The 23358-nt window shown below is 41.5% G+C and carries 16 protein-coding genes; 4 read left to right on the forward strand and 12 right to left on the reverse strand.

Annotated elements, in window-relative coordinates; translation table 11 throughout:
* Positions 1-88: 88 nt before the first annotated feature.
* Positions 89-949: a helix-turn-helix domain-containing protein gene (locus QX565_RS01055; RefSeq protein ID WP_289290750.1), complete on the forward strand. Its 861-nt coding sequence runs from the start codon at positions 89-91 to the stop codon at positions 947-949.
* A 171-nt stretch (positions 950-1120) separates the two neighbouring features.
* On the opposite strand, the gene QX565_RS01060 is transcribed toward QX565_RS01055, so the two are convergent.
* From QX565_RS01060 to QX565_RS01095, 8 genes are all read right to left on the reverse strand, one after another.
* Positions 1121-3523 carry a glycoside hydrolase family 95 protein gene (locus tag QX565_RS01060; protein WP_289290752.1) on the reverse strand — a complete coding sequence of 801 codons (2403 nt, stop codon included), beginning with the start codon at positions 3521-3523 and terminating at the stop codon, positions 1121-1123.
* A 28-nt stretch (positions 3524-3551) separates the two neighbouring features.
* On the reverse strand, positions 3552-5318 hold the full coding sequence (locus QX565_RS01065) for a right-handed parallel beta-helix repeat-containing protein (RefSeq protein ID WP_289290753.1): 1767 nt from the start codon (positions 5316-5318) through the stop codon (positions 3552-3554).
* A gap of 11 nt (positions 5319-5329) precedes the next feature.
* Positions 5330-7534, reverse strand: coding sequence for a GH92 family glycosyl hydrolase (locus QX565_RS01070; protein ID WP_289290755.1), 2205 nt, complete (start codon positions 7532-7534; stop codon positions 5330-5332).
* Between the two features lie 57 nt (positions 7535-7591).
* Positions 7592-9748: an alpha-galactosidase gene (locus QX565_RS01075; RefSeq protein ID WP_289290757.1), complete on the reverse strand. Its 2157-nt coding sequence runs from the start codon at positions 9746-9748 to the stop codon at positions 7592-7594.
* A gap of 113 nt (positions 9749-9861) precedes the next feature.
* Positions 9862-11811 carry a sialate O-acetylesterase gene (locus QX565_RS01080; protein WP_289290759.1) on the reverse strand — a complete coding sequence of 650 codons (1950 nt, stop codon included), beginning with the start codon at positions 11809-11811 and terminating at the stop codon, positions 9862-9864.
* 240 nt (positions 11812-12051) lie between these two features.
* A complete protein-coding gene (locus QX565_RS01085; RefSeq protein WP_289290762.1) occupies positions 12052-13692 on the reverse strand; it encodes a KGGVGR-motif variant AAA ATPase in 1641 nt (546 codons plus the stop codon).
* A 2-nt stretch (positions 13693-13694) separates the two neighbouring features.
* Positions 13695-14213, reverse strand: coding sequence for a helix-turn-helix domain-containing protein (locus QX565_RS01090; RefSeq protein WP_221649179.1), 519 nt, complete (start codon positions 14211-14213; stop codon positions 13695-13697).
* Positions 14214-14218: 5 nt separating this feature from the next.
* Positions 14219-14653, reverse strand: a complete 435-nt coding sequence (locus QX565_RS01095; protein ID WP_122201767.1) for a DUF6932 family protein — start codon at positions 14651-14653, stop codon at positions 14219-14221.
* Between the two features lie 405 nt (positions 14654-15058).
* Here QX565_RS01095 and QX565_RS01100 point away from each other — a divergent pair, with 405 nt between their 5' ends.
* Positions 15059-16510, forward strand: coding sequence for a hypothetical protein (locus QX565_RS01100; RefSeq protein ID WP_289290766.1), 1452 nt, complete (start codon positions 15059-15061; stop codon positions 16508-16510).
* 9 nt (positions 16511-16519) lie between these two features.
* Here QX565_RS01100 and QX565_RS01105 read toward each other — a convergent pair whose 3' ends face one another.
* The 4 genes from QX565_RS01105 to QX565_RS01120 form a co-directional block, all read right to left on the reverse strand.
* Positions 16520-18571 (reverse strand): alpha-galactosidase, encoded by a 2052-nt coding sequence (locus QX565_RS01105; protein ID WP_255585449.1) that lies wholly within the window; start codon positions 18569-18571, stop codon positions 16520-16522.
* A 59-nt stretch (positions 18572-18630) separates the two neighbouring features.
* Positions 18631-19062, reverse strand: coding sequence for a SufE family protein (locus tag QX565_RS01110; RefSeq protein WP_221649182.1), 432 nt, complete (start codon positions 19060-19062; stop codon positions 18631-18633).
* A gap of 35 nt (positions 19063-19097) precedes the next feature.
* Complete coding sequence (locus QX565_RS01115) at positions 19098-20099, reverse strand: M20 family metallopeptidase (RefSeq protein WP_221649183.1); 1002 nt, start codon at positions 20097-20099, stop codon at positions 19098-19100.
* A 74-nt stretch (positions 20100-20173) separates the two neighbouring features.
* Positions 20174-21085: a S66 peptidase family protein gene (locus QX565_RS01120; protein ID WP_289290770.1), complete on the reverse strand. Its 912-nt coding sequence runs from the start codon at positions 21083-21085 to the stop codon at positions 20174-20176.
* A gap of 167 nt (positions 21086-21252) precedes the next feature.
* Between QX565_RS01120 and QX565_RS01125 the strand changes: the two genes are divergently transcribed.
* Positions 21253-22161, forward strand: a complete 909-nt coding sequence (locus QX565_RS01125) for a phosphate acyltransferase (protein WP_221649185.1) — start codon at positions 21253-21255, stop codon at positions 22159-22161.
* Positions 22162-22169: 8 nt separating this feature from the next.
* Positions 22170-23231: a butyrate kinase gene (gene buk / locus QX565_RS01130; protein ID WP_289290773.1), complete on the forward strand. Its 1062-nt coding sequence runs from the start codon at positions 22170-22172 to the stop codon at positions 23229-23231.
* The last annotated feature ends 127 nt before the right edge of the window (positions 23232-23358 follow it).

A 23358-nucleotide genomic window follows, 5' to 3' on the forward strand; every position in this document is an offset into this window, starting at 1 on the left:
TCTTTGTTTTATTTCAGGTTGCAAAATTAAGCGGTTTAATCTTATCGGACTTGTCGCTAAGTTGCAAAATTAGTTGTCTGTAAGAGTCATGTTGATTATCTTTGCCGCTATGAATCATCAACGTGAGTTTCGGAAATCCGAAGAGCCTTTTTATTTTGTGTGCTATGATAAACCGGCACAGAAGGAATTGTATGAGCGTAATTATAAACTGATAAAAGTGGCGGAGGGAATGATTGCGTTGTCTAGTTCCGGAGAACATATTACAGCGAGATCAGGTGATTACTTCTTTGTCAACCGTGGTGGGTTCTCGAAGATAAAGATAACACCTGGTAAGAATGGATATTGCCGTTTACTTTGTCTGAACCTTACGGAGAAGTTTTTAAAGTCTTATGCACAGAATAATCTGGTACCGGTGTGTACGAGCTATACTTCATTCTATTTTAAGAAGATAAACGAGAATACATTTTTGAAAGCTTTGTTTGCTTCGCTTGCTGTTTATTCGGATGAGGGAGCTTATCCGGATAGAAGATTGATTGAACTTAAATTGGAAGAATGCCTTCATTTGCTGACTTTAACAGATAAGGAAATTGTTGCTTCTTTGTTTAGTAACCCATTGGTTCAGAAAGATCTGGTTGAGTTTATGAATGCCAACTATATGTTTAATGCCCCTTTGGAGCATTTTGCAGAGTTTTCGGGCAGGAGCCTTTCTACGTTTCGCCGGGAGTTTATCCGACTATTTGGCACGACGCCTAATAAGTGGTTGATTGACAAACGTCTGGAGGTTGCTTACCATAAGATAACAGAAGAGCATCAGAGGCCTTCGGATATTTACTGGGAGTTGGGGTTTGAAACTCTGGCACACTTCTCCCGGAAGTTTAAGGAGAAGTATCATATGGCACCGTCACAGTTAAAGGGGGATGACTTAGATGCAGATGTCCCGGCTTTATAAAAAAAGGGGGGTAAAAGTAAAATCAGCCATTATTAAAACGCAGATTAACGCAAATTAGCGCAAATATTAAATTGTATTTGCGCTAATTTGCGTTAATCTGCGTTTCTAAAGTTACATATTGGTAGCTTTATCTGCTTTTGACACACCCTCTCTTTTCATATGGTATGAATCTTATTTGATTTCCAGCAAATCCTGAGCTTTCATTTCAACAGTGATTAATCCCTTGCTATCGGTTTTGGCCGAGACTTCTTTTCCGTTCAAGGTTACCGTATACTTCTTTTCGGTAGGAAGTTTTACAGTAAATGTGTTGTCGGCCGTAGCTTTTAGCGATGCATGTTGGATCACAGCATTTTCCCATTGTGCCGAAACCTCAGCTCCTCCACGAATACATAAACCTTTGAATTGACCATCCTTCCATGCTGCTGGTAAGCAAGGCAAGAATTCAACATATCCTTCGTGGTTTTGTATTAACATCTCCGCCATTCCGGCAGCTCCTGCGGGATTTCCGTCGAATGAATAAATGTCATTCGGGGCTCCGGCTATGCCGCCTGGTGAAACGGTTAACAGGTTTTCGCGTGATAACATTCCCTGGAGGGTCTTTACGCTTTTATAAGCTTCTTCCGCATCCTTCAGGCGGGCATAAAAGCAGATCATGTTGGCACGACTCCATTCGGTATCTTCCCAGTTTTCTGCAGCAAGACGTGCTTCTATCGTTTTACGGGCTGCTGCTGCGAGTTCGGGTGTTTTCTCTAAAGTGATTTGTGAGAAAGGATATAAAGCCAATAAGTGCGAGGTATGACGATGGTTCGGGTGTGCTTCTTCATAATCTTCAAACCACTCGCGGATGGCTCCGTTCACACGCAGTTGTATAGGAGGAAGTTTGCTTAAAGCCGTTTGCAGATTATCACTGAATGCTTTGTCAATGCCTAAAATATCAGCAGCCTGGATACAAGAAGTAAAGATCTCGCAAACCAGTTCACGGTCGCAGGTAGGCATCATAGAAGCTACCATTTCCTGTCCGTCTGCTGTTTTGAACCAGTTTTCCGGTGAGATACTTGGACCTGTCATCAAATAACCATTAGCAGGATTTTCTGCCATGTAGTCAAGTATGAATTCGGCATTACCTTTCAGCAAAGGATAAGCTACTTCTGCCAGATACTTTTTATCCTGTGTATATTCATACTGCGTCCATAAATGCGTAGCTATCCATGAACCGGCAAGGGGAAATAGTCCCCAGATGACACTTCCGGATGCCGGGGTATACCCCCAGATATTGGCAGTTGTATTGGCTGTCCAACCTTTGCAGCCATATACAACTTCAGCAGTTTTGGCTCCATGTACGGATAAATCTTTGATGTAATTGAAGAGCGGAGTATTACACTCTGCCAAATTTCCGACATTGGATACCCAGTAGTTTTGTTGCGTGTTTATATCAAGATGATAGTCGTTTGTCCATCCCATGTTACAAGCCTGATTATCATTAAAGAAACCTTGTAAAGCAATTGGCAACGGGGAATTCTCACGTGAGCTGGCAATTGTCAGGTAGCGTCCGTACTGAAAGTACAAAGCATCGAAACTTGTATCTGTTTTTCCTGATCGTATTTGTTTCCAGCGGATATCTGTAGGTATGGTGTCGTTGGAATCTTTACCTAAGCTCAGTTCTACCCGGTTGAATAAATCTGAATAATCTTTTATATGCGTCAGTTTCAGTGCTTCGTAGGGTTTCATACCGGCCTCCTCAACTGTTGTTGCGCACAAAGCTTTATAATCCGGATTTTTATAATCGGTACGTACGTCTACGATCATTGTCACCGCATCAGCATTGCTTACACTGATACCCGCTTTATCCATTTTTACTTCGCCATTATCGGCCAATACGGCTATTCTTCCTTCAAAATTCACACCACCCGGACCGTGTAACGGAAAGTCTACTTTACCAGTAAAGATCAACTGATTATCTTCGACGGTAAATTCTGACTGACGCATTAGATCCAGAGCCATATCCATGGTAACAGACTTTGGCTTATCTGCTGATAAGCGAAGGACAAGTACATTATCGGGATTCGTAGCAAAATATTCACGTTTATAATTTACCCCACCTGCACTAAAAGAAATACTGCTGATCGCTTCGTTTAAACTTAGTGAACGGCGATAATTTGTAATATCTCCTTCGGGATAAGTAAACTTCATTTTCAGATCGCCTATAGGAAGATGGGTGCCAAAAGACGTTTGCACACCATTCAGGTTATCACCGGCTATATGATTTCCTTCCCACAATTTTCCTTCGAAAAATAACTTTCTTAAATTATCGAGCTTAGCACGACCAAAAGGCTTATTCTGATTCTCATTGAACTGCCCCGACCACATGGAAGATTCATTCAAGGCCAGTGTTTCTTCTTCGATTCCACCATAAGTCATGGCACCCAACCGCCCATTACCGATAGGTAGGGATTCCATCCATTCTTTTGCTGGTTGGGCATACCACAACTCTGCGGTTTCACCAGCATTATTTGCACTTTGACATCCTGTAAGCGCCAAGGTTACTACTGCTAAATAAGTTTTTAAATGTGTCATATTTTTCATGATTAATAGTACTACTTAATTAAAATCCTGAGGAACGTTGGTAAAATTGATTATCCCGAACGTTTACCTTTTCGCATTGCTCAATGATAACAACAGATTTCTTCTTGTTTTCGTCCGGCAGTCCAATCAGGTTGCCGGCAATTGTTACCCCATCAGTACAACGTGCTTTGACGGCTGTTTCTCCTTTTAATTGGAAATGATTCTTGGTAACAGATATATTGTGATGTACTGCACCTGCATATACATTGTTCTCGGGTGCTACATTGATTACGGGTTCTCCGCATTCTATAAATTTGTTTCTACGGATAGTTACATCAGTCACTGGACCGGATTCGAACCAGCTGCGGGCATCATCAGCTATCAGTATTGCACTCATTTGCATACGGTAGAAGGTATTGTCTTCAATGACGACCTTTTTTCGCGTAGTGACTAATATTCCTCGTGTTGGTATTCTGGAGAAATAATTATTACGAATAACGACTTCAGGGGTCCAGGTTAAATTTTCTACTGCTACCAGTTCTGTACTTCTGACTGTTTCAGGGAGTTGACGGTCAATTTCTACAATAACATGGCGGTCATCTACGCGTGTCACCTTTTTTACTTTTGCTTCAACAACCGGTAAAAGTGTATTTGAATTAATAAAAGCTACTTCATCACCGGGAAAGAAAGCGTGAAAACCGAAAGTCTGAGGATGCATAAAGCCCAGTTTGACTTTTCTGTCAGAAAGATACTCTACGACTTGCAGGTGAGTACCGTGCACGTTGATCGGATCATCATGTGCACCGGTAAAACGGCAATTCTGAATCTGTACTTTTCCTTTACATCCCGAAACTTGTAGAAAATCGGCAAAGCCGGTATTGGTTCTACCGCTACCCGGTTCGGGTTCAAAATACAATTGTTCAAATGCCAGGTTTTCACTATACTGGCTTACAATACCAAAGTTACCGGCATAATAAATACGAATATTCTCCAAACGAATATCGCGGCTATATTGTATTAGTCCGCATACCTCATCACGGATGGCATCCCTCATTTGAAATACCATTCCCGGAGGTGTATCCGGCTTTTCTTGATAATTCATCCAAAGCAAACCGGGTTGTAACTCTACAGTACTCTTTAATCCGTCCAGTGGACACCAGCTTCTCCAGGTGACATCCTCTTTACGGTCATAAGTCTGTGCTATTCCCTCAGAAAAGGACCATCCATTACCTTGCCATATCAGCTTTTCATTTTCTATTTTATAATGAGAGGTCGGATGTACTTTTGCCAGAAGATGATTCTTTCCTTGTTCTATTATTTCAATTTCAGTCTGGGTAGGAATTACAAAATCGAGATAGAAATTTTTTAACGTAATATTACGACAGGAGTCTATAATGAAGGAGGTCATTTCTCCATCCATCAGTAGAGTTGATCCACCGCCATCTATGGTAATATTTTTCAATCCTTTTAGTAGCAGGGCGATATGCTTTATCTGATCCGGATCTTCGCTTTCAGAAGCGGTATTGGAGATTAAGTACCTTTGATGGATGGACTCGTCACGTCCGAAAACATAGCGCCCCAACTGTAGTAGAATCGTAGTAGGGCGTCCTTTCGCTTTGGCTGCCTCTTCAAATGCCCTGAGAATTACAGAATTACAATATCCTTTCTCCGGTGGGGTTACAAGGATAACCTTTCCCTGTTTATGCTCGGATTTACCGGCCTTATCAATTGTTACTGCTTTCTGAGCCCAAGTGTTTATAACATTTGGACTCAGAAATAGCAGAAATATGAATAACAGTCTTTTCATGAACATCCGGATTATTTCTTTTGTGGTGTAGCACTCATAACAAATTCCAGGGTACCGCCATTTAATATATCCTGATGTGTGATATAATTTTTTGTATGCTTCTTACCATTTAGCTTTATGGAGCGGATATAAATCTCATTTCCTTTTTTGCGGGGAGCTTTTATTGCAAAAGTCTTTCCGTCGGGCAGATGTATAGTTGCTTCTTCCAGCATCGGAGTGCCGATTATATATTCACCACTCGCCGGGTTGACCGGGTAGAAACCAAGTGCTCCGAAGATGTACCAGGCAGACATCTCACCGCAATCATCGTTTCCGGCATATCCCGAAGAAGTATCATTGTACAGGTTATTCATGATGTGCGCTACATACTTCTGTGTTTTCCAGGGTTCTCCTGCACAGGTATACAGGTAAGCTACGTGATGGCTGGGTTCATTTCCATGGGCATATTGGCCAACAAAGCCGGAGGCATTATCGTTTAGTTCACCGCTTTGATGATTGACGGTGAAGAAAGTATCCAGTTTTGCTGTGAAAGCTTTATTTCCTCCTGTCAATGTAATGAGGTCGGGTATGTTTTGTGGTACATACCAAAAGTATTGCCAGGCATTTCCTTCTGTGAAAGGATAACCGCCATTGGCTCCGTATTTATAGGGATCAAATGGCTCTATCCATTCGCCCTTATCATTTTTCGATTGAAAGAATCCGGTCTCCGGATTGAATAAATTACGATAGAAAGCCGAGCGTTTCATAAAACGTTCGTAGTCATCGTTCTTTCCTAATTTTTTTGCTAACTGTGCTACACACCAGTCATCAAAAGCTTGCTCCAGAGTAATGGAAACTGATTGAGTCTGTATATTTTCGGGCATATATCCATATTTTTCCCATACCTCAAAAGGTGAGTTGGGATGAGAAATTACCGAACTGTTGTATACGGCTTCATAAGCTTTTTCTATATCAATTCCGGGTATTCCTTTCAGGATAGCATCTACAATGACGGGAATAGAGTGGTTACCTATCATGCAGTAGTTGTCTTGTCCCCATAATTGCCAGATAGGCAGATAGCCATAATACTCATATTGACGTATCATGCTTTTTACGAAATCTGTGACACGATCCGCGTTGAGTAATGTATAAAGCGGATGAGCACCTCTGAATGTATCCCAAAGAGAGAACGTAGTGTAGTGTGTTTCGTTTGCAGACAGTTGCCGGGTGGTGTAATCGGCTGCCATATATTCTCCGTTTACATCACTTATTGTATTGGGTTGTATCAGGGTGTGGTATAAAGCCGTATAGAATATTGTTTTTTGCAAATCGGTACCTTGGATATTGATTTTTTCCAGTTCTTTTTCCCATAATCGATCGGCATCAGTGGTGTACTGGTTAAAGTCCCAGTGTGAGGCTTCCTGCTTTAGATTTAACCGGGCATTATCCGTAGATACCGGAGATAAAGCTACTTTGCAAATCAACGGTTTTTCATTAAGCTTTCCAAAACGCAACATGGCATGCAGATTACTGCCATTGATGACGGGGGTGTTTTCGTATTGGCGGTCACCGTCTCTCAACGACGAGGAGAGAATAGGACTGGAAAACTCTATGTAGAAATATACTTTTCGTAGTTTGGCCCAACCTGTAATGATGCGGTATCCTTCGATAGCATGATCATTAACGATACGGATCTGAGAATTTATGATGCGGCGGTTCCAGCTTCCTTTATTGGCTGAATGATCTAAGTCAATGATGAGTTGTGCTTCTTTTCCGTTAGGGTAGCTATACCGGTGGATTCCTGTTCGTGTGGTTGCCGTCAATTCAGCATTGATTCCTTCGTCTGCCAACATCACCTGGTAGTATCCGGGCTGAGCCTTTTCTGCTGTGTGGGAGAAATTCGAAGAAGTACGCCCCTCGCTTGTCGGTAAAAGTAAGAGGTCTATCAAGTCTGACGCTCCTGTTCCGCTGAGGCGGGTGTGACTGAATCCATAGATGGTCTGGTCATTGTAATCATATCCCGATGCTTGTGCCCAGTCGGGAGCTTCGCGGGTATCGGGGCTTAACTGTATCATTCCGAAAGGAACGGTGGCACCCGGGTAGTTATTACCGGACAAGCTGCCGTGCACGGCTCCTGTTCCGATAAAAGGGTTTACGTATTGTGTGTGTTCACCGGCTTTTATAGTACCGGTAATCAGCATAAATGTAAAGATGCTGCTTAATAGTATTCGATTCATTGTGTTATGGTATAAAGAGGAGATGGAATCTCTTTCCATCTCCTCGTGATTCTGTTCTTACTGTGCTATGATTTCAATAATGCGGCTGTTTAATTTATAACCAGTGAAGAGGTCAAGGCCTACATTCATCAGATATTCACCCGAGAAAGTCTGTCCGTTTCCGTTTACTGAAGAAGAAGCACCTGGCATCAGATTAATTTCTTTCACCTGATACATTTTGTTGGCTTCCAATCCTTGTAAACGTACAGGCAGGATATGTTCGCCGTAGCGTGGGTAAACATCAAATGCGAATACGATGGCTTGATTCTTATCCTTGTTCACATACATACTTGAAGTATGGTTACTTCCGTAAGGCGAAACAAGACGATAGAGATCACCTTCCAGTATAACCGGTTTCAAGCGGTTGTATTCTGTTACAGCCTGACGACAATACACTTGTTCGTTTGGGGTAAGATCACTCATCTTGATATCAAATCCCAGTTTGCACATCATTGCTACATCCGTACGGAACTTGATGCTGGCATCTTTGTTCCAGGTAGTAACGTGGGCACACAAAGTCTTACTGGGGAATACTTGTGAGAATCCCCATTGGATAAACAGACGTTCGATAGGATCTGTGTTATCGCTGGGCCAGAATTCAGTGAAGTATTTCAATGCTTCATAATCAGAGCGTCCGCTGCCACCGGCGCATAACATCATAGGCAGATTCGGGTATTTGGCTTTTATGCGGTCGAGCACTTTGTATAAGCCTTTTACGTAGTCAATATATAGATGTGTTTGTTTTCCTTTCAAGTATGGCGAATAGATATTAGTGATAGGGCTGTTACAATCCCATTTGAAGAAAGCAAGATCCGGGTATTTAGTCATTAACTGATCCACAACACCGAATACATGATCCTGTACGGCCGGATTACTAAGATCTAATACCATTTGGTTACGGAAATAATATTCTTCACGGTTAGGCAGATGAATTACCCAATCTTTGTGTTTCTCGTAAAGTTCACTTTTGGGATTTACCATTTCAGGTTCGATCCAGATACCAAACTTAATACCGTGTTTTTTTGCTTCTGCTGTCAGACGTCCTATGCCATTAGGCAATTTATCAGCTGTTTCTATCCAGTCACCCAGTCCTTGATGGTCACTGCTGCGGGGGTACTTGTTAGCAAACCAGCCGTCGTCCAGCAGGAACATGTCCACACCTAATTTCTTGGCTTCGTCCATCAAACCGATCAGTTTCTCTTCGTCGAAATCAAAATAAGTAGCTTCCCAGTTGTTTAGTAGGGTCATGCGGGTTTGGTCACCGTCTTTTACCTGATAGCGACGTGCCCAATCATGGAAATTGCGGCTGGCTTGTCCTTTTCCGTTCATACTATATGTGAAGTAGAAATCCGGTGTACGGAATATCTCGCCGGAAGGAAGGCTATACTCTGACGCGTAAGGATTGATACCGCTGATGATGCGCAACTGGTTCTTGTTGTCTACTTCAAAGGTGAAGTTGAAATTGCCTGTCCATCCCAATGTACCTACTAATACTTCGCCTGCATTCTCTTCGGAGGGTTGGTCTATGGCCAACTGGAAGAAAGGAGAAACAAACATATTGGCACGTGCTCCCAATTTGGTATCAATGACTTTTTTTCCGAAAGCCAGTTCTCGTTCCATGACGTTAGCTTCGTGTGACCAATCTCCGGCAAACTCTGTGAGGAAGTATTTGTCATGATTGAGGTGCAACAGTGAAGAAGCATACTTATGAAGCATTACCGGCTTCTTTTCACGGTGACTGATTTCGGTAAATGTTTTGATAATGTCTTCATTAGCATAAGCCACGTAGTGTAACTTCACAGTTACCGGATATTGGTCGTCAGCTAATGTAATGACAGTTTCGTTTACACCATCTGAGAGGTTCCGACTGTCGTGTGATACATATTTTAATAAGGTAGAAGGATTGCCGTCATTGTGTACAATGTGTAGTGCTGGTTCAAAGTAGTCTTCCATACCGTGGGTGAGATAGGCTTCGGTTCCTTGCGGCAGATGGTTAATGTCTGCTTCATGGTTGAGCCGTTTGCCCAAATATGACTGGTAAAGACGTCCATTGTCACCTACACGGTAGATGAGGCTGGTGTTTCCGGTCTCAATTTTTATTACCGGTTTTTCGATGGCGTGGGCTATGCCTGCAAGACATAATAAACCTGCCAATAGGGTCGTTTTTAAATTCATGGTACTAAGTAGTCTTTAAATTTATGAATGAATTACGAATTAGTCTCGTCTGCAAAGTAACCCGGATTTATCCTGTTAAGGAATAGATAAAATTACTTAGAATATGGATAATCTTACTTTTGTGCCTTTTCGCATGTTCCTTTGTCCGTTCGGAAGGGTGGAACCGGGAGGTTGGAGTTGGCACTGTAAAGATTACCATCCGGACAATCGGCCCAGTTATAGCGGGCAGCTATAGGGATTGCCACATCCGGAGATTCAAGTACGATGTTTGTTTTTCCTGTTAAGGTTGCCGTTGCCGGATGGAACACTCCATCCGGTCCGGCCAGGATAAATCCTTTTATTATTTTTTCTTGTGCTTGTATTTCTGTGTTGAATGTTAGTGTTAATTTCTTTCCGGAGATGTTATAAGACTGGCAGGCTGGCATTTTGTATTCTCCCTGATGGTAAGTATTTGCCAGTGCTAAAGTAGCAAAGCGTTTAGCCACTTCTTGTTTGTTTTTAGGGTGAATGTCGTAGGATACTCCCAGATCTATGGCTACTACCATTCCCGTATTATCTACATGCAGGGCTTCTGCCTGTGCTTCCCGGAGAGCGGCCCATTGAGAGTCTGGCTGAACTTCTTGTGGTTTCAGAAAGTTTGCCAGTTGAACAAAGTAGAATGGAAAGTCCGTATTCCATTGTTTTCTCCAATCGGCAATCAGTGACTGGAATAGGGGAGTATATTGTTTATCTCTTCCTACATTAGCTTCTCCCTGATACCAGATAACTCCTTTGATTGGGAATATAGTAAACGGGTGTACCATAGCATTGTACAAGACAGAAGGATAACTTGAACTTTCTAATGACATCGGTGCCGGAGGGAGATCTCCCAGAGCTATACCTATCCGGTAATTCCATATTCCTTCCAGCTTGATTTTCTGCCCGTTGGCTTCTGCAAACATATCTTTTCCTTCTCCGTGTATACCGCCTTCTCCGCCAGAGTCGGACACTCGTATAGTGATGACTCCTTTTCCTGCTTTAACCAGTTCTGCCGGGACGGTATAGTGGCGAGGAGTTGAGTATCCATATCCTTTGGCTATTTCTTTTCCATTATAATAAGTGACGTCTTCGTCGTCTATCATGCCGAGATTTAATGTTATTTCCTTGCCTTCCCAGCTTGAAGGAATCTCTATTTCCCGTTGGAACCATACTATGCCGTCTACTCCGTTTAGTCCTTTCTGTTCCCAATACCCCGGAAGTTCCATAGTCTTCCATGCCGGATCGGTCTGAAGAGAGGAGATCCACATTGGAATTCCTTTATTGAGGCCGGCATCCTTGGTTACTAATAGCTTCTGCCACTCTTTTATCTCTTGCTGATAAGCTGCGATGGCCTCTGAGTTTTCTATTTTACTTGCTTGTATCTCGAAACCTGGCACTTGTTTTAGGGAACCGATACTTGTCCATGCTTCGGCGGGAGTTCCCCCCCAGGTACAATCAATCACACCAATGGGTACATTCAGTTCTTTCCATAGTTCGCGTGCATAGAAATATGCTATGGCCGAGAATTCCGGAATGGTAGAAGAATTGCATTCCTGCCAACCTCCCATGTTCATCTCTACATTTTCTGCAGGAGTCACTGAAGTTGTTTTTTTAACTTGCAGTAAACGGATAGAAGGGTATTTTGCTTCTGCTACTTCCTGTTCATAGTTCATCACCTTTCCCCATCCGGCTACAGGCATTTCCATGTTAGATTGTCCTGAACAGAACCACACTTCTCCCGCCAGTACATTTTTTAATGTCAGGGTTTCTCCGTCAGAGATTGTTATGGTATAAGGTCCTCCTGCAGCAGGAGTGGGTATTTCTATTCTGAAAGAACCGTCAGTAGTTGCTTTTGTCGTGAACTTATTGTCATTCCAGCTGGCTTTTACTGTAACATTCTTGCCCGCTTTGGCTTTACCTGGAAGCGTTAATGTGCTGTTTTGCTGTACCACCATATTGTCGGTGAAGAATGCTGGTAATGTAACTTTTGCTTGTGCAAAACCAGTCATGCTCAAGGCCAATAAAATCAGTTTATATTTGTTCATCTCTACTTTGAGTTTTAATCGTTTGCTCAAAAGTAGGCAAAGGCAGACTATTAATAGTAGACAAACAAACCAAAAAATGAAACATTTACGGCATAGAGTACTTTTTGAGTGGTTTCGTATACATTTCTACTGTTTTTGGCTTCATTTGTGATAGTTTTAGAGGCCTTTGGGGATTATCCGGATGTTTGTTCTATCTCTTTTTACCGAAATATTTAAGGGAAAAAACAGATGTTCCTGTTTCTACAATGTTTTCAATAATTCAATTTCTTCCTCTTTTCCATAGCGTTTCAAAAGAGAGATAAACTTCTCGTCATTCTTGAATTTTGAATAAACACGAGGTACAGTCGATATTGCATTCTTTATATCAGCCCCTTTACTTAATGCCATATCTATATTCATATAAAATAGAGGAATATCGTTCTGATTTGCTTTTATTTCGGCTAAAGTAGTATAAAACACAGGCCTGTTTTTGTCTTGTTCGATGGCACTGTATATTGCTTTTTCAGCTTCTTTATAATTTCCAATTTCGTTTTGATAACAAGCAATCAGGTTATCCACTTCCGGAGATAAATAGTTCATCTCTTTCAATTCATTCAAATCCTGTAAAACTTCATTTTCTGAAAAACCGCCTATAGTAACTTTCGCTAAACAATATTGATAAAAAGCTTGAGGTGAAATATGTCTTATTGGCAATATTACTTTATAAGCCTCTTCTTGCTCTCCTTTATTGTAGAGTAACCCTGCTTTTAGTATCAGATAATAGGGTAAAGGAAGTAGTTTGATAGCTTGATTTATAGCTCTAATCCCTTTCTCTTCCATCTCGGCTTTCAAGCATTTAAGAGCAAGTAAATAATAAAACTGATCTGCTTTCGGATATTTTTTTATTGCTTCTTCTGCCAGTTGTACGCCTTCTATGGCATTTTCTGTCTGACTTATTTTATTATAAAGTCGGGCTATTTCTTTCTCATTATCAAACTTCTCTATTTCCTCTTTTGTTAAATCACCTGCTGTAATTCGGGCAAATAAATCCAGATATTCGTTTGCAATGATTTCTGATGGGCCTTTTGTCTCTTTTTCAAAACCAATTTTAAAAGTTTCGCTACACTCCAGATCTCTGTCTGAATGAATCACTACCGGAGTACTGTTCAGTTCCTTGCCGGAAGCGTAAGTCAATCCCTCAAAGTGTTTTTTAAAGTTGGCGATTAAGCTCTCTTCCCGCAGGCATTCTGTAGGAGTAGAAGGATAAGGTATTCTCGTAAGAGTCAAAATAATCTCTTTTTCCTTTTCCAACATATTATTTTTTTGATTCAATACGCTGCGTACAATTCGTTGGCAACCTTCGAGATTTTCTTGATTATTGGCAGATAGAATAACTAACCGGTCAGCAAGTAAAGAGATCGTGAGGCTGGATATATCAGTTATTCCTGTACGTGTATCAATCAAAAAGTAGTCTGGCCTATATTTTTTCTCTATTTTTACCTTTAGATCCAGGAAGAAAGCGATACCTGTTGCATGCTCGCCATAAAGTAATTCATACCAGTTAATGGCAGATAGTTTTCGCCAGTACTCCGAAAATTTGGGATTGCCAGCCGGAATTAAATCTAACGAGGAAGACAAATCTTCCAAGTGATATGCATACGGTGTTATTTTTGCCGGAATTTTGTGATTAACTGCATATTCGTAGATATAATCTACAATGCCACTCTCAACCTTTCTGTCCCATTGAAAATTAGAGAACTTGGTATGTAGCCCCGGAGCTTCAAGATCGAGGTCAAGCATGATCACTTTTTTTCCAAAATCGGCGAGCCTCCTTGCTATATTCGAAAGAGCTAATGTTCTGCCAACCCCTCCTTTATACGAGTAAAACGCGATTGTTTTCATAATTATTCTTCTCCTGCTATTTGCAATATACTTCCTCTTTTCCGTATCTCATCACTTAGTTCCCACACATTCGCAGGAGTTGTCTTAAAAGCGTCCTTTTTAAAATCTTTTCGCAGTATCATACGTATCTCCAGTGCTTCCAGCAGCTGTAGAATACGCTCAAAACTGGCGCTTAAGTAGTCTGATTGTTCATAACGCTGTATTTGCTGCTCCTGGATAAACATTTCTGACGCTAACTTTTTCTGACTGATATCTGAGGCGATACGAAAACTTATGATAGCTTTGTTCATGTCATCCTTAAAAGAGTCAAATTCCAGCCATGACAAAGATTTAGAAGTTAGCTTTTCATACTCCTCCAGTTCTTTTTGTAATTTAACTAATCCTCTTTCAAAAGTGCCTAATTGCAGACGAAGTGGTATGTTATTCTCTTTTTGCAATATCTCTTTTATGTCCCATATGTTTGTGAGCAACTCTTCCAGTTGCTTCTTCATCATTGTGTATTGCTTCTTGTTTTTAATCATAATGCTTACAATTTAATCATTACAATACCCTTATCTTCATATTGCTTTGTTTTCTGGAAGTATTCTAGAATAGTTAATTCGGGCAATAAAATAGCTTTTGAGAAAGCTGAATATATTTCTCCGCCGAAATACTCTTTCTGTACCTCCGAATTACTTTCTAACAAAGACTCCAAGACATTGTTCAGAACCTGTTCCCGGTTCTCTGCTGTTGTATCCCAGCAGGCATCGTAATCGCTTGGATTTAACTTTTTAGTAACAAAACTTCCATCTAAATACAGAATATCACAATGTAGTATTCTACATTGCTCCAGTAAGAAAGACATTCCCTGCAACAATTTCTGTCGCTTCCTACTAAATCCAAACCTGTTCTTTACCTCCTCAAAAGAGGCCTCATATATACCTGGTGGCAAATAACCGTCTTCATTAAACTCTGGAATCATTCTTTTTCAGTTGAGTTACTGCAAATATACAACAAATTTGTTTGGTATCATGCATTTGAATATTTATTTTTCATAAACTATACCTGTTAATAAAACCATGACTCTCAATAAAATTACTCAGAAAATAGGCGTGGTAGGGAGTCGCTTTGGAATGAGGTAATGTATAACTACTTTAATTGTTGAATTATTTTTGATCTGATTTTCATTTCAAATGGGCAGAGATTATATGAATCCGAATAAAAGATTCTTTTTAAAACTGATTTATTAAAAGAGTGTAAGCGTTATATTATCTACTTTTTAGGAACTATGGACATTAGAACTAGTAAATGGTTTATTTACGACTGGTCTTTTCTTAGAGGTATGCTATATTTGCCGGAAACTTTGATAACTTAAAATGTTTTTATTATGATTCGATTAATGACAAAGTATGGTATGCTGGCGATAATCCTTCTGTCGGCTAGTGCTTTCCGGCAGCCTCAGAAACAAGAACTCTCTTTTATGACTTCTGACTCCCGTTTACAACAGACATTTGACTGGGCAAAAAAGATGGCTCTTGGTTATGTGGGAGCGTCGACCGACCCTGTGGGCCCCTGGTATGAAGCATCATTACCTCAGCGTGAGGCATTTTGTATGCGTGATGTATCACATCAGTGTGGTGGAGCTGAGGTGTTAGGATTAACCAAAGAAAACTTCAATATGCTGGCCAAATTTGCGCAAAACATATCAGAATCAAAAGATTGGTGTACCTATTGGGAAATTAATCGTTATGACAAACCGGCCCCGATAGATTATCGTAATGATGAAGAATTCTGGTATAACCTGAATGCTAATTTTGATGTACTGGACGCTTGTTATCGTACCTATTTATGGACGGGTGATTCGCGTTATATTAATGATAAGGCATTCCTGACATTTTATGAGAAAACTATGACTGCTTACATGGAAAGATGGCAGTTACAGGCAGATAAAATTATGGACCGTCCCCGGTTCATGAATTCTCCGGTGCCGTTTAATGCCGAAGATAACTATCATAAATGTAGAGGATTGGCATCTTATGTGGAGAATTTTGAGGGGTTGACTGTGAGTGCTGATTTACTGGCTGCAATTTATCGCGGATGTGTTTCGTATTCGAAGTTATTAAAACTGAAAGGCGATGTGAAAGCCAGTAAACGATATGCTATAATGGCTGAGGATTATGTTACATTGCTTGAAAATAAGTGGTGGGACGATTCCTGCAATTTATACAATACCTTCTTTACCGGGCTGAAAGAATTTCATAAAGGTGAAGGTGAGACGTTTATTTTATGGTTTGATATTGCTAAAGATGCAGCACGTATTCGGGCTACATTGACACATTTATTGTCGAAAGAGTGGAATGTTGAGAATTTATCTTATTTTTCTAAAATACTCTATTCTTATGCTTATAACAAGGAAGCATACAGCCGGATTACCGCGTTACCGACTATGGAACGAAGTGATTATCCGGAAGTATCTTATGGTGTAATGGAGGGTATCGTTTCCGGTATGGCAGGAATACAGGCTGATGCAAGTAAACAGCAGATACGTACATTGCCCCGGTTGACAACTGAAACAGAATGGATGCATCTGCAATATTTACCTGTTTTGGGAGGAAGCATCTCGGTACGGCATGATCATACGAATAAAACGACATTTAAGAGCCATATTGCTCAACCTGTCACTTGGAAGGCGGTTTTCCCAGGATCTTATACCAGCATTTCCTGTAATGGAAAAAGGCGACCGGCAACTATGGAAACAGATGTATTAGGAAATGTATACTCATACGTTACGTTAGAGGTAAAACCGGAAACACAAGTTGTAGCTATCTGTGAAAAATAGAAATATCTTTTATTTCTTCTTTTTCTCAAGGCAATATACCCTTACGTCACCGGCGGGAATCTCACATTTCAATTCATTTCCTGTGGGGCTTACAGAAGTGTCGGTCCATAATTCCTTGATGCGTTTTACGTTGGCCACATTGACTCCCAGTCTGGTTAGGCTGATTGTCTCTGTGGCTTCTTTCGATGCATTATAATTGAATACAGCAAGGTAAAGCGCATTTTCTGTGTCAAGCATAAAGAACTTCTCTACACCATAAGTGCCGCTTCCCGTACTAAAGTTAACAGGCATATTACCTTCTACCGGACGAAATGAACGTCCTAATTGTGCTAATGCATTGATGCCGGCATTAAGCACTACCTTTTCCGCCTGGTCACGAACCGTCTGATTGCCTGGATAGGAGCCTTTCAAACTAAAATTGTCACCTAATAACATGGTTCCTGTCATAGCTCCTGTAGTGACGCGAATACGGCTGGCTCCTTCAGAATTACCATTCAGTACCAAATGATCGGGGTCATTGTATGGATATACACGATCCAGCCACCAACCAAACGAAAGGCTATTGAGCATATACTGGCTGTTGTCTATACTTCCCCAGGCATCGCATGAAATGCGGCGGGCGTGACCATATTGCGACGGAAATACGGGAGCAATAGAGAGATCAATAAAGAGATCATTACCACAAGCTTTGGCGAAGTAATTCATACCATAGTTGTAGGCTTGTATGCCGGTGGTAATGTCCGGATTATAAAACTTATCGGCTTCCAATGCTGCGTTGTTGATAAAGTCTATTTTTACGTACTTGTAACCCCAGTCTTTGAAACGTTTTATTTGCCAGTCTATACGGGCCAGCGTACCGGGATGCGTGGGGTCAAGTGCATAAGATTCTATTTTGCGACGTTTGCCGCTGGCAGTAATGATGATATCGCCATATTTGTATTTACCGTTTGTGCCTTCCACATCCCAGTTGTCTTTCTCACCTCCCCAAAAGGAGAAGGGTGTCCAGTAAATACCCGGAATCTGCCCGTTGGCTTTGCAATGAGATACGAAGTCTTTGAGCTGTTGTTCATTAAAGTTATCCCAAAAGGAATCGAGTATCATATATACCTCTCCGTTTTCATTATGAAATCCGGCAGGTTGCAATTTATTTCTGAAATAATCTGAGATATCAATAGCACCGGTATAATTCACTTTATCGGCCATACCTCCCCAACTTTGCCAGGCAAAAATTGTCCCTTCCTGCCAGGGTAGTGGTGGAGTGATAAGAGCTGTAGCTTCACCGATGCTCTCCATACCGGTACGCCAGTCTTTGAAAAAGCCAACGAGGATTTTGGGTGATTTGATGCGTGTACCATACAATTTTCCATGTTTATGGATAGCAGGCCCTTTTTCCGGGCGAATGTCATTAGTGCGGGCATCTGCCAGTCCGCCAAATACGGAGAGACTTTGTAGGCGGTTATTGTCCGAACTACTGTAGGTTATGCCGGTTTTCCAGTTGTCATGCTCTATCGAACCCAGGCAGAGTCCCTGGCGGCTGGTGGCATCATAGAAGGCTGTTACTTCACAAGAAACAGAACTGGTGTTCCAGGGATTGGCGGAGTAACCACGGAAACTATCATTGTCGAAGGGGACATCCAACAGCCGATTGTCACCATCGGCAGGCAGGAATGTGCTACTGGTATTACTCATAATCGGAGCTATCCAGTTACAGCTTGTTCGTTGATCTGATGTGAGATAGGCTTCTGTCAACAGATAATTGCGTGTGGGATAAAAGTAGAACACTTGTTCCAGGTTTTCTTTACCAGGTCGGCCGGAATAGACATATGTATATTTTTTGCCTTTACCGAATGTGTCCGAGATATTCTCCCGTTTCAAAGTAGCAATGGGATAATCGGAACTTTTCAAGACCTCTCCACTGGCATTGATTGCCTGTACGAAGGCCTCCTTTAGCAGTGTTGTTTCCTGGTAGAGATAATCTACTGTTTGTGTGTGTTTATTGAATGTAATTCTCCACTTTCCGTTCTTGATATCAAGATTTCCTGCAAGCAAAGTTTGTGCCATAAGGCACAAGCTGCTTGCAAGTAGAAAGCATTTAAATCCGCAGATTTTCATTTTGATTCTTATTTTTTACTCTCGTCTTTGGCTTTAAATGCCAATGCATAAAGCCGCATTTGCTTTACCATTGAGAGTAAACCGTTGCTACGAGTGGGCGATAGATGTTCTTTTAAGCCTATTTTATCGATAAAATAAAGGTCTGCATTTAAAATTTCATCCGGTGTATGTCCCGAAAGAACTTTTATAAGCAGAGCAATGATACCTTTTACAATCAGCGCGTCACTTTCCGCTTTGAATATCATTTTACCATTTACTTCATCAGCTTGTAGCCATACGCGGCTTTGGCAACCTTCAATCAGATTCTGTTCCGTTTTGTATTTCTCTTCAAGCGGTTCTTGTTCATTTCCTAAATCGATAAGCAACTGGTAACGATCCATCCAGTCATCGAAGTCGCTGAATTCAGCTATCACTTCGTCTTGTAATTCATTAATTGACATGAGTATATCTATTTACATGGCACGTTGTGCACATATTATTTTTCGTTATAAATTACTTCCATCACTGTTTGCCCTACGGCTTTGAGAGTGTTACGGTTGATGTTGTCCATGTCATCTTTCAATGTGTGCCACGTCGGGTCAAAAGAGTATTCTCCTTCCGGGTCACAGGGAACGATGTCAATTGTTTTGATTCCTGCTATTTTATTGATAAACAGATGATCGTCCGTTGCTCCACCGTTAACTTCATTGATAAAAAACTTTCCATATCCCAGTGCATTGGCTTTTTTCCATACTTTCTGATTAATGTCTTTGGCGTATTTTTCAGAATAAGCTTCGCGGTAGAAAGTGGGTTGTTGTCCGCCTACCATGTCAAGTAGAATTCCGAAACGGGCGTTGTAACCCTGTACGTGAGGATTGTGTGCCCAATATTGTGCACCCAGGCACCAGGCATCTTCTTTGTGGGCGCCCGTATAAGATTGATGTGTACCGTAGTCTTCAGCATCAAGGAAGATAATGTCGACTCCCAGTTCCGGCTGTTGTTTCTGCATCTGACGGGCTATTTCGAGTAATACTCCTACACCGCTGGCACCATCGTTTGCTCCCAGAATGGGGGTGTGATGATTCTTGGGGTCCGGGTCATTGTCAGCCCAGGGACGGCTGTCCCAATGTGCAAAGAGAGCTATACGTTTTTTACTTTCCGGTTTGTAGGCCCCAATGATATTACGGGCTTTTAGCAATGTACCGTCATAGGCGATAAGATCGGCATATTGGCTGGTTACTTTGGCTCCGAATTTTTCCAGTTGTGATGCAAGGTAGTTACCACAGGCAACGTGTTCTTTACTGTTGGGCACACGTGGTCCGAAGTCAACCTGTGATTTTACGTATTGATAGGCGCTGTCTGCATCAAACTGAGGCGTCTGGACTGCTGCAACTTCCTCAACCGTTTCACTTGCCTTATTCTTGTTTCCGCAAGAAGAAAGAGAAAGAGTGGAAAAGAGTAATAGACCGGCCAGTAACATGGTATAATTCCTTTTCATTTTAGATAACTGTTTTTATTGTACAGGCAAAAGTAATGATTTTCACTATAGCTTGCTCCGGAAGCCATGGTTTATTAACAAATGAACTTCAATTCAACTGATTTTTTACCTACTGTAAACTCTACTTCTGCCCCATTGATCAGTGGCAGGTTATTGGTAACATGCCCCACCGGGAAATTGAAACAGACCGGGTAGTCATATTCCTGTACGAGATCGGCCAGCGCGGCATATAGTACTTTTCCCAGTGAACGGTCTTCTTCATATTCGGTGAATTGTCCGATAATAAGTCCGGAAAGTTTTTCGAGCACTCCGCCCAACTTCAGATTGTACATCATACGCTCTATGGCATGAGGACGTTCGCTGACATCTTCAATAAAAAGAATTGTTCCTTCTGCCGGTATATCATAAGGTGTACCCCGTAAACCATGAAAAACAGCCATATTGCCCCCACGGAGAACACCGCGTGCTGTTCCTAACTTATTCAGTACATGCCTTCTGTTGCAATATTCAGGTAGTTTGCCGCTAAGAATATTTTTCAGATGTAATGTGCAGGGATCATCCTCCGGTTCTACAGTAAGATGACGTGCCATCGGCGCGTGCAAAGAAGCAAAACCATTGAATTGTATAAGATTGTGGAGTGCAGTAATGTCACTGAACCCTATTACCCATTTGGGATGTTCACGAAAAAGAGTAAAGTCGAGTTTCTCAATGAGATGTATAGCCCCGTATCCACCCCGACTGCAAAGAATAGCTTTTATTTCCGGATTGTCTATCGATTCCTGAAAATCTTTTAATCGTTGTTTGATGGTTCCTGCGTATCTACCCGACGAAGCCCCTGCATATTTACCTGTTACAACTTTTAATCCCCAGGATTCCAACCGTTTTTTGGCTCCTTTAAGGAACGACTTATCTATTTTACTTGATGGAGATACGATGGCGACTTTGTCACCTTCACTTAAATAAGGAGGTAGAATCAGGCTATTCATACGCATTTGTTGTTTTTTGCAAATGTACATATTCAACACATTGTAGCATAAAGTTTAACGAATTTTATTCCCTGCGTGACAAAATGTTACGCGTATACGTTATTTTTATACTTTACTATGCTGTATTTTTCAATCATTTTTCTGATATTTGCTAAAAATCTAACGTTATGGAACCTATTAGAAATTTCGATCAGCTGACATCTCATTTGAAAACGTTGAATAGACGGAAGAGGATTGCAGTAGTTTGTGCCAATGATGCCAATACAGAATATGCTATAGCCCGTGCTCTTGAAGAAGGAATTGCTGAATTTCTGATGATCGGAGATTCGGCGATACTTGAGAAGTATCCTACTTTAAAGAAATATCCCGAATTGGTAAAAACCATCCATGTTGAAAATTCGGATGAGGCTGCCCGTGAGGCTGTACGTATTGTTCGTGAAGGTGGAGCAGATATTCTGATGAAAGGGATTATTAATACGGATAACCTACTTCATGCCATTCTCGACAAGGAAAAAGGACTGTTGCCTAAAGGGAAAGTATTGACTCATCTTGCTGTGATGCAGATTCCGACCTATAATAAATTACTGTTTTTTTCTGATGCGGCCGTTATTCCCCGTCCTACTTTGCAACAACGTATTGAAATGATCTGGTATGCCATTCATACTTGTCATTCTTTTGGGATTGAACAGCCACGTATCTCTCTTATCCATTGTACGGAGAAAGTCAGTGCCAAGTTTCCCCATTCGTTAGATTATGTGAATATTGTGGAGTTGGCAGAGGCCGGTGAGTTCGGTAATGTTATTATTGATGGTCCGTTGGATGTCCGTACTTCCTGTGAACAGGCAAGTGGTAATATAAAGGGGATTGTTTCACCTATCAACGGGCAGGCAGATGTTTTGATATTCCCTAATATTGAGTCTGGTAATACTTTTTATAAGTCAGTGTCTCTTTTTGCCAATGCAGATATGGCAGGTTTGCTGCAAGGTCCTGTTTGTCCGGTGGTATTGCCTTCACGCAGTGATTCCGGTTTGTCAAAATATTATAGCATGGCTATGGCATGCCTTACTTGTAAATAAGATGTATTATGAAGATACTCGCCATTAATCCCGGTTCTACTTCGACGAAAATTGCCGTTTTTGAGGATGAAACTCCGTTGTTGGTTCGTAACATTCGTCATACGGTAGACGAGTTGGCTACCTTTCCACTGGTGACCGATCAGTTTGATTTTCGTAAATCTCTTGTACTTACGGAACTGGAGAAGGAAGGAATTCCTTTCCAGTTTGATGCCATTATCGGCCGTGGAGGACTGGTAAAACCAATTCCCGGAGGTGTATACGAAGTTAATGAGGCTATGCGGCTTGATACTCTTCATGCTATGCGTACGCATGCCTGCAACCTGGGATGTCTTATTGCGGCAGAGTTGGCTTCTATGCTTCCCGGTTGTCGTGCTTTCATTGCTGATCCCGGTGTGGTGGACGAAATGGATGAAATACCTCATATCACAGGATCGCCTCTTATGCCTCGTGTTACGATCTGGCATGCATTGAACCAGCGTGCTATTGCCCGTCGCTATGCCCGCGAACACGATACGAGATACGAAAATCTGAATCTTGTTATTTGTCATCTGGGCGGAGGTATTTCTATTGGTGCCCACGATCATGGGCGTGCTATAGACGTAAATAATGCGCTTGATGGTGAAGGACCGTTTTCGCCTGAGCGTGCAGGAACTCTTCCGGCCGGGCAATTGATAGACTTATGTTATAGTGGACGTTTTACGAAAGATGAATTAAAAAAACGTATCTCTGGTCGTGCCGGTCTGACAGCACATTTGGGTACGACGGATGTTCCTGCTATTGTAGCTTCTATAGAGAATGGAGATAAGAAGGCGGAGTTGATATTGAATGCAATGATTTATCAGGTGGCCAAGAGTATTGGTGCGGCTGCCGTAGCTCTTTATGGTAAAGTAGATGCAATACTATTGACGGGAGGGATTGCCCATTCCGATTATGTCGTTTCCCGTTTGAAAGAACGTATCTCTTTTCTTGCTCCAGTGTATGTCTATCCGGGTGAAGATGAACTGGAAGCTCTGGCGCAGAATGCATTAGGAGCTTTGCGAGGAGAATTGCCTATTGCTGAATATAAATGATACAGGTTGGGCGTATAGAGAACAGCGATATTTTATTGTAATAATAGTATAGAATACTTTGCTTAAGATATGAAGTTTGCTATGAAAACATCCGGATGTTGTGCATCACAACATCCGGATGTTTTAT

The organism is Bacteroides sp. 41_26, assembly GCF_949740115.1.
GTDB lineage: Bacteria > Bacteroidota > Bacteroidia > Bacteroidales > Bacteroidaceae > Bacteroides > Bacteroides nordii.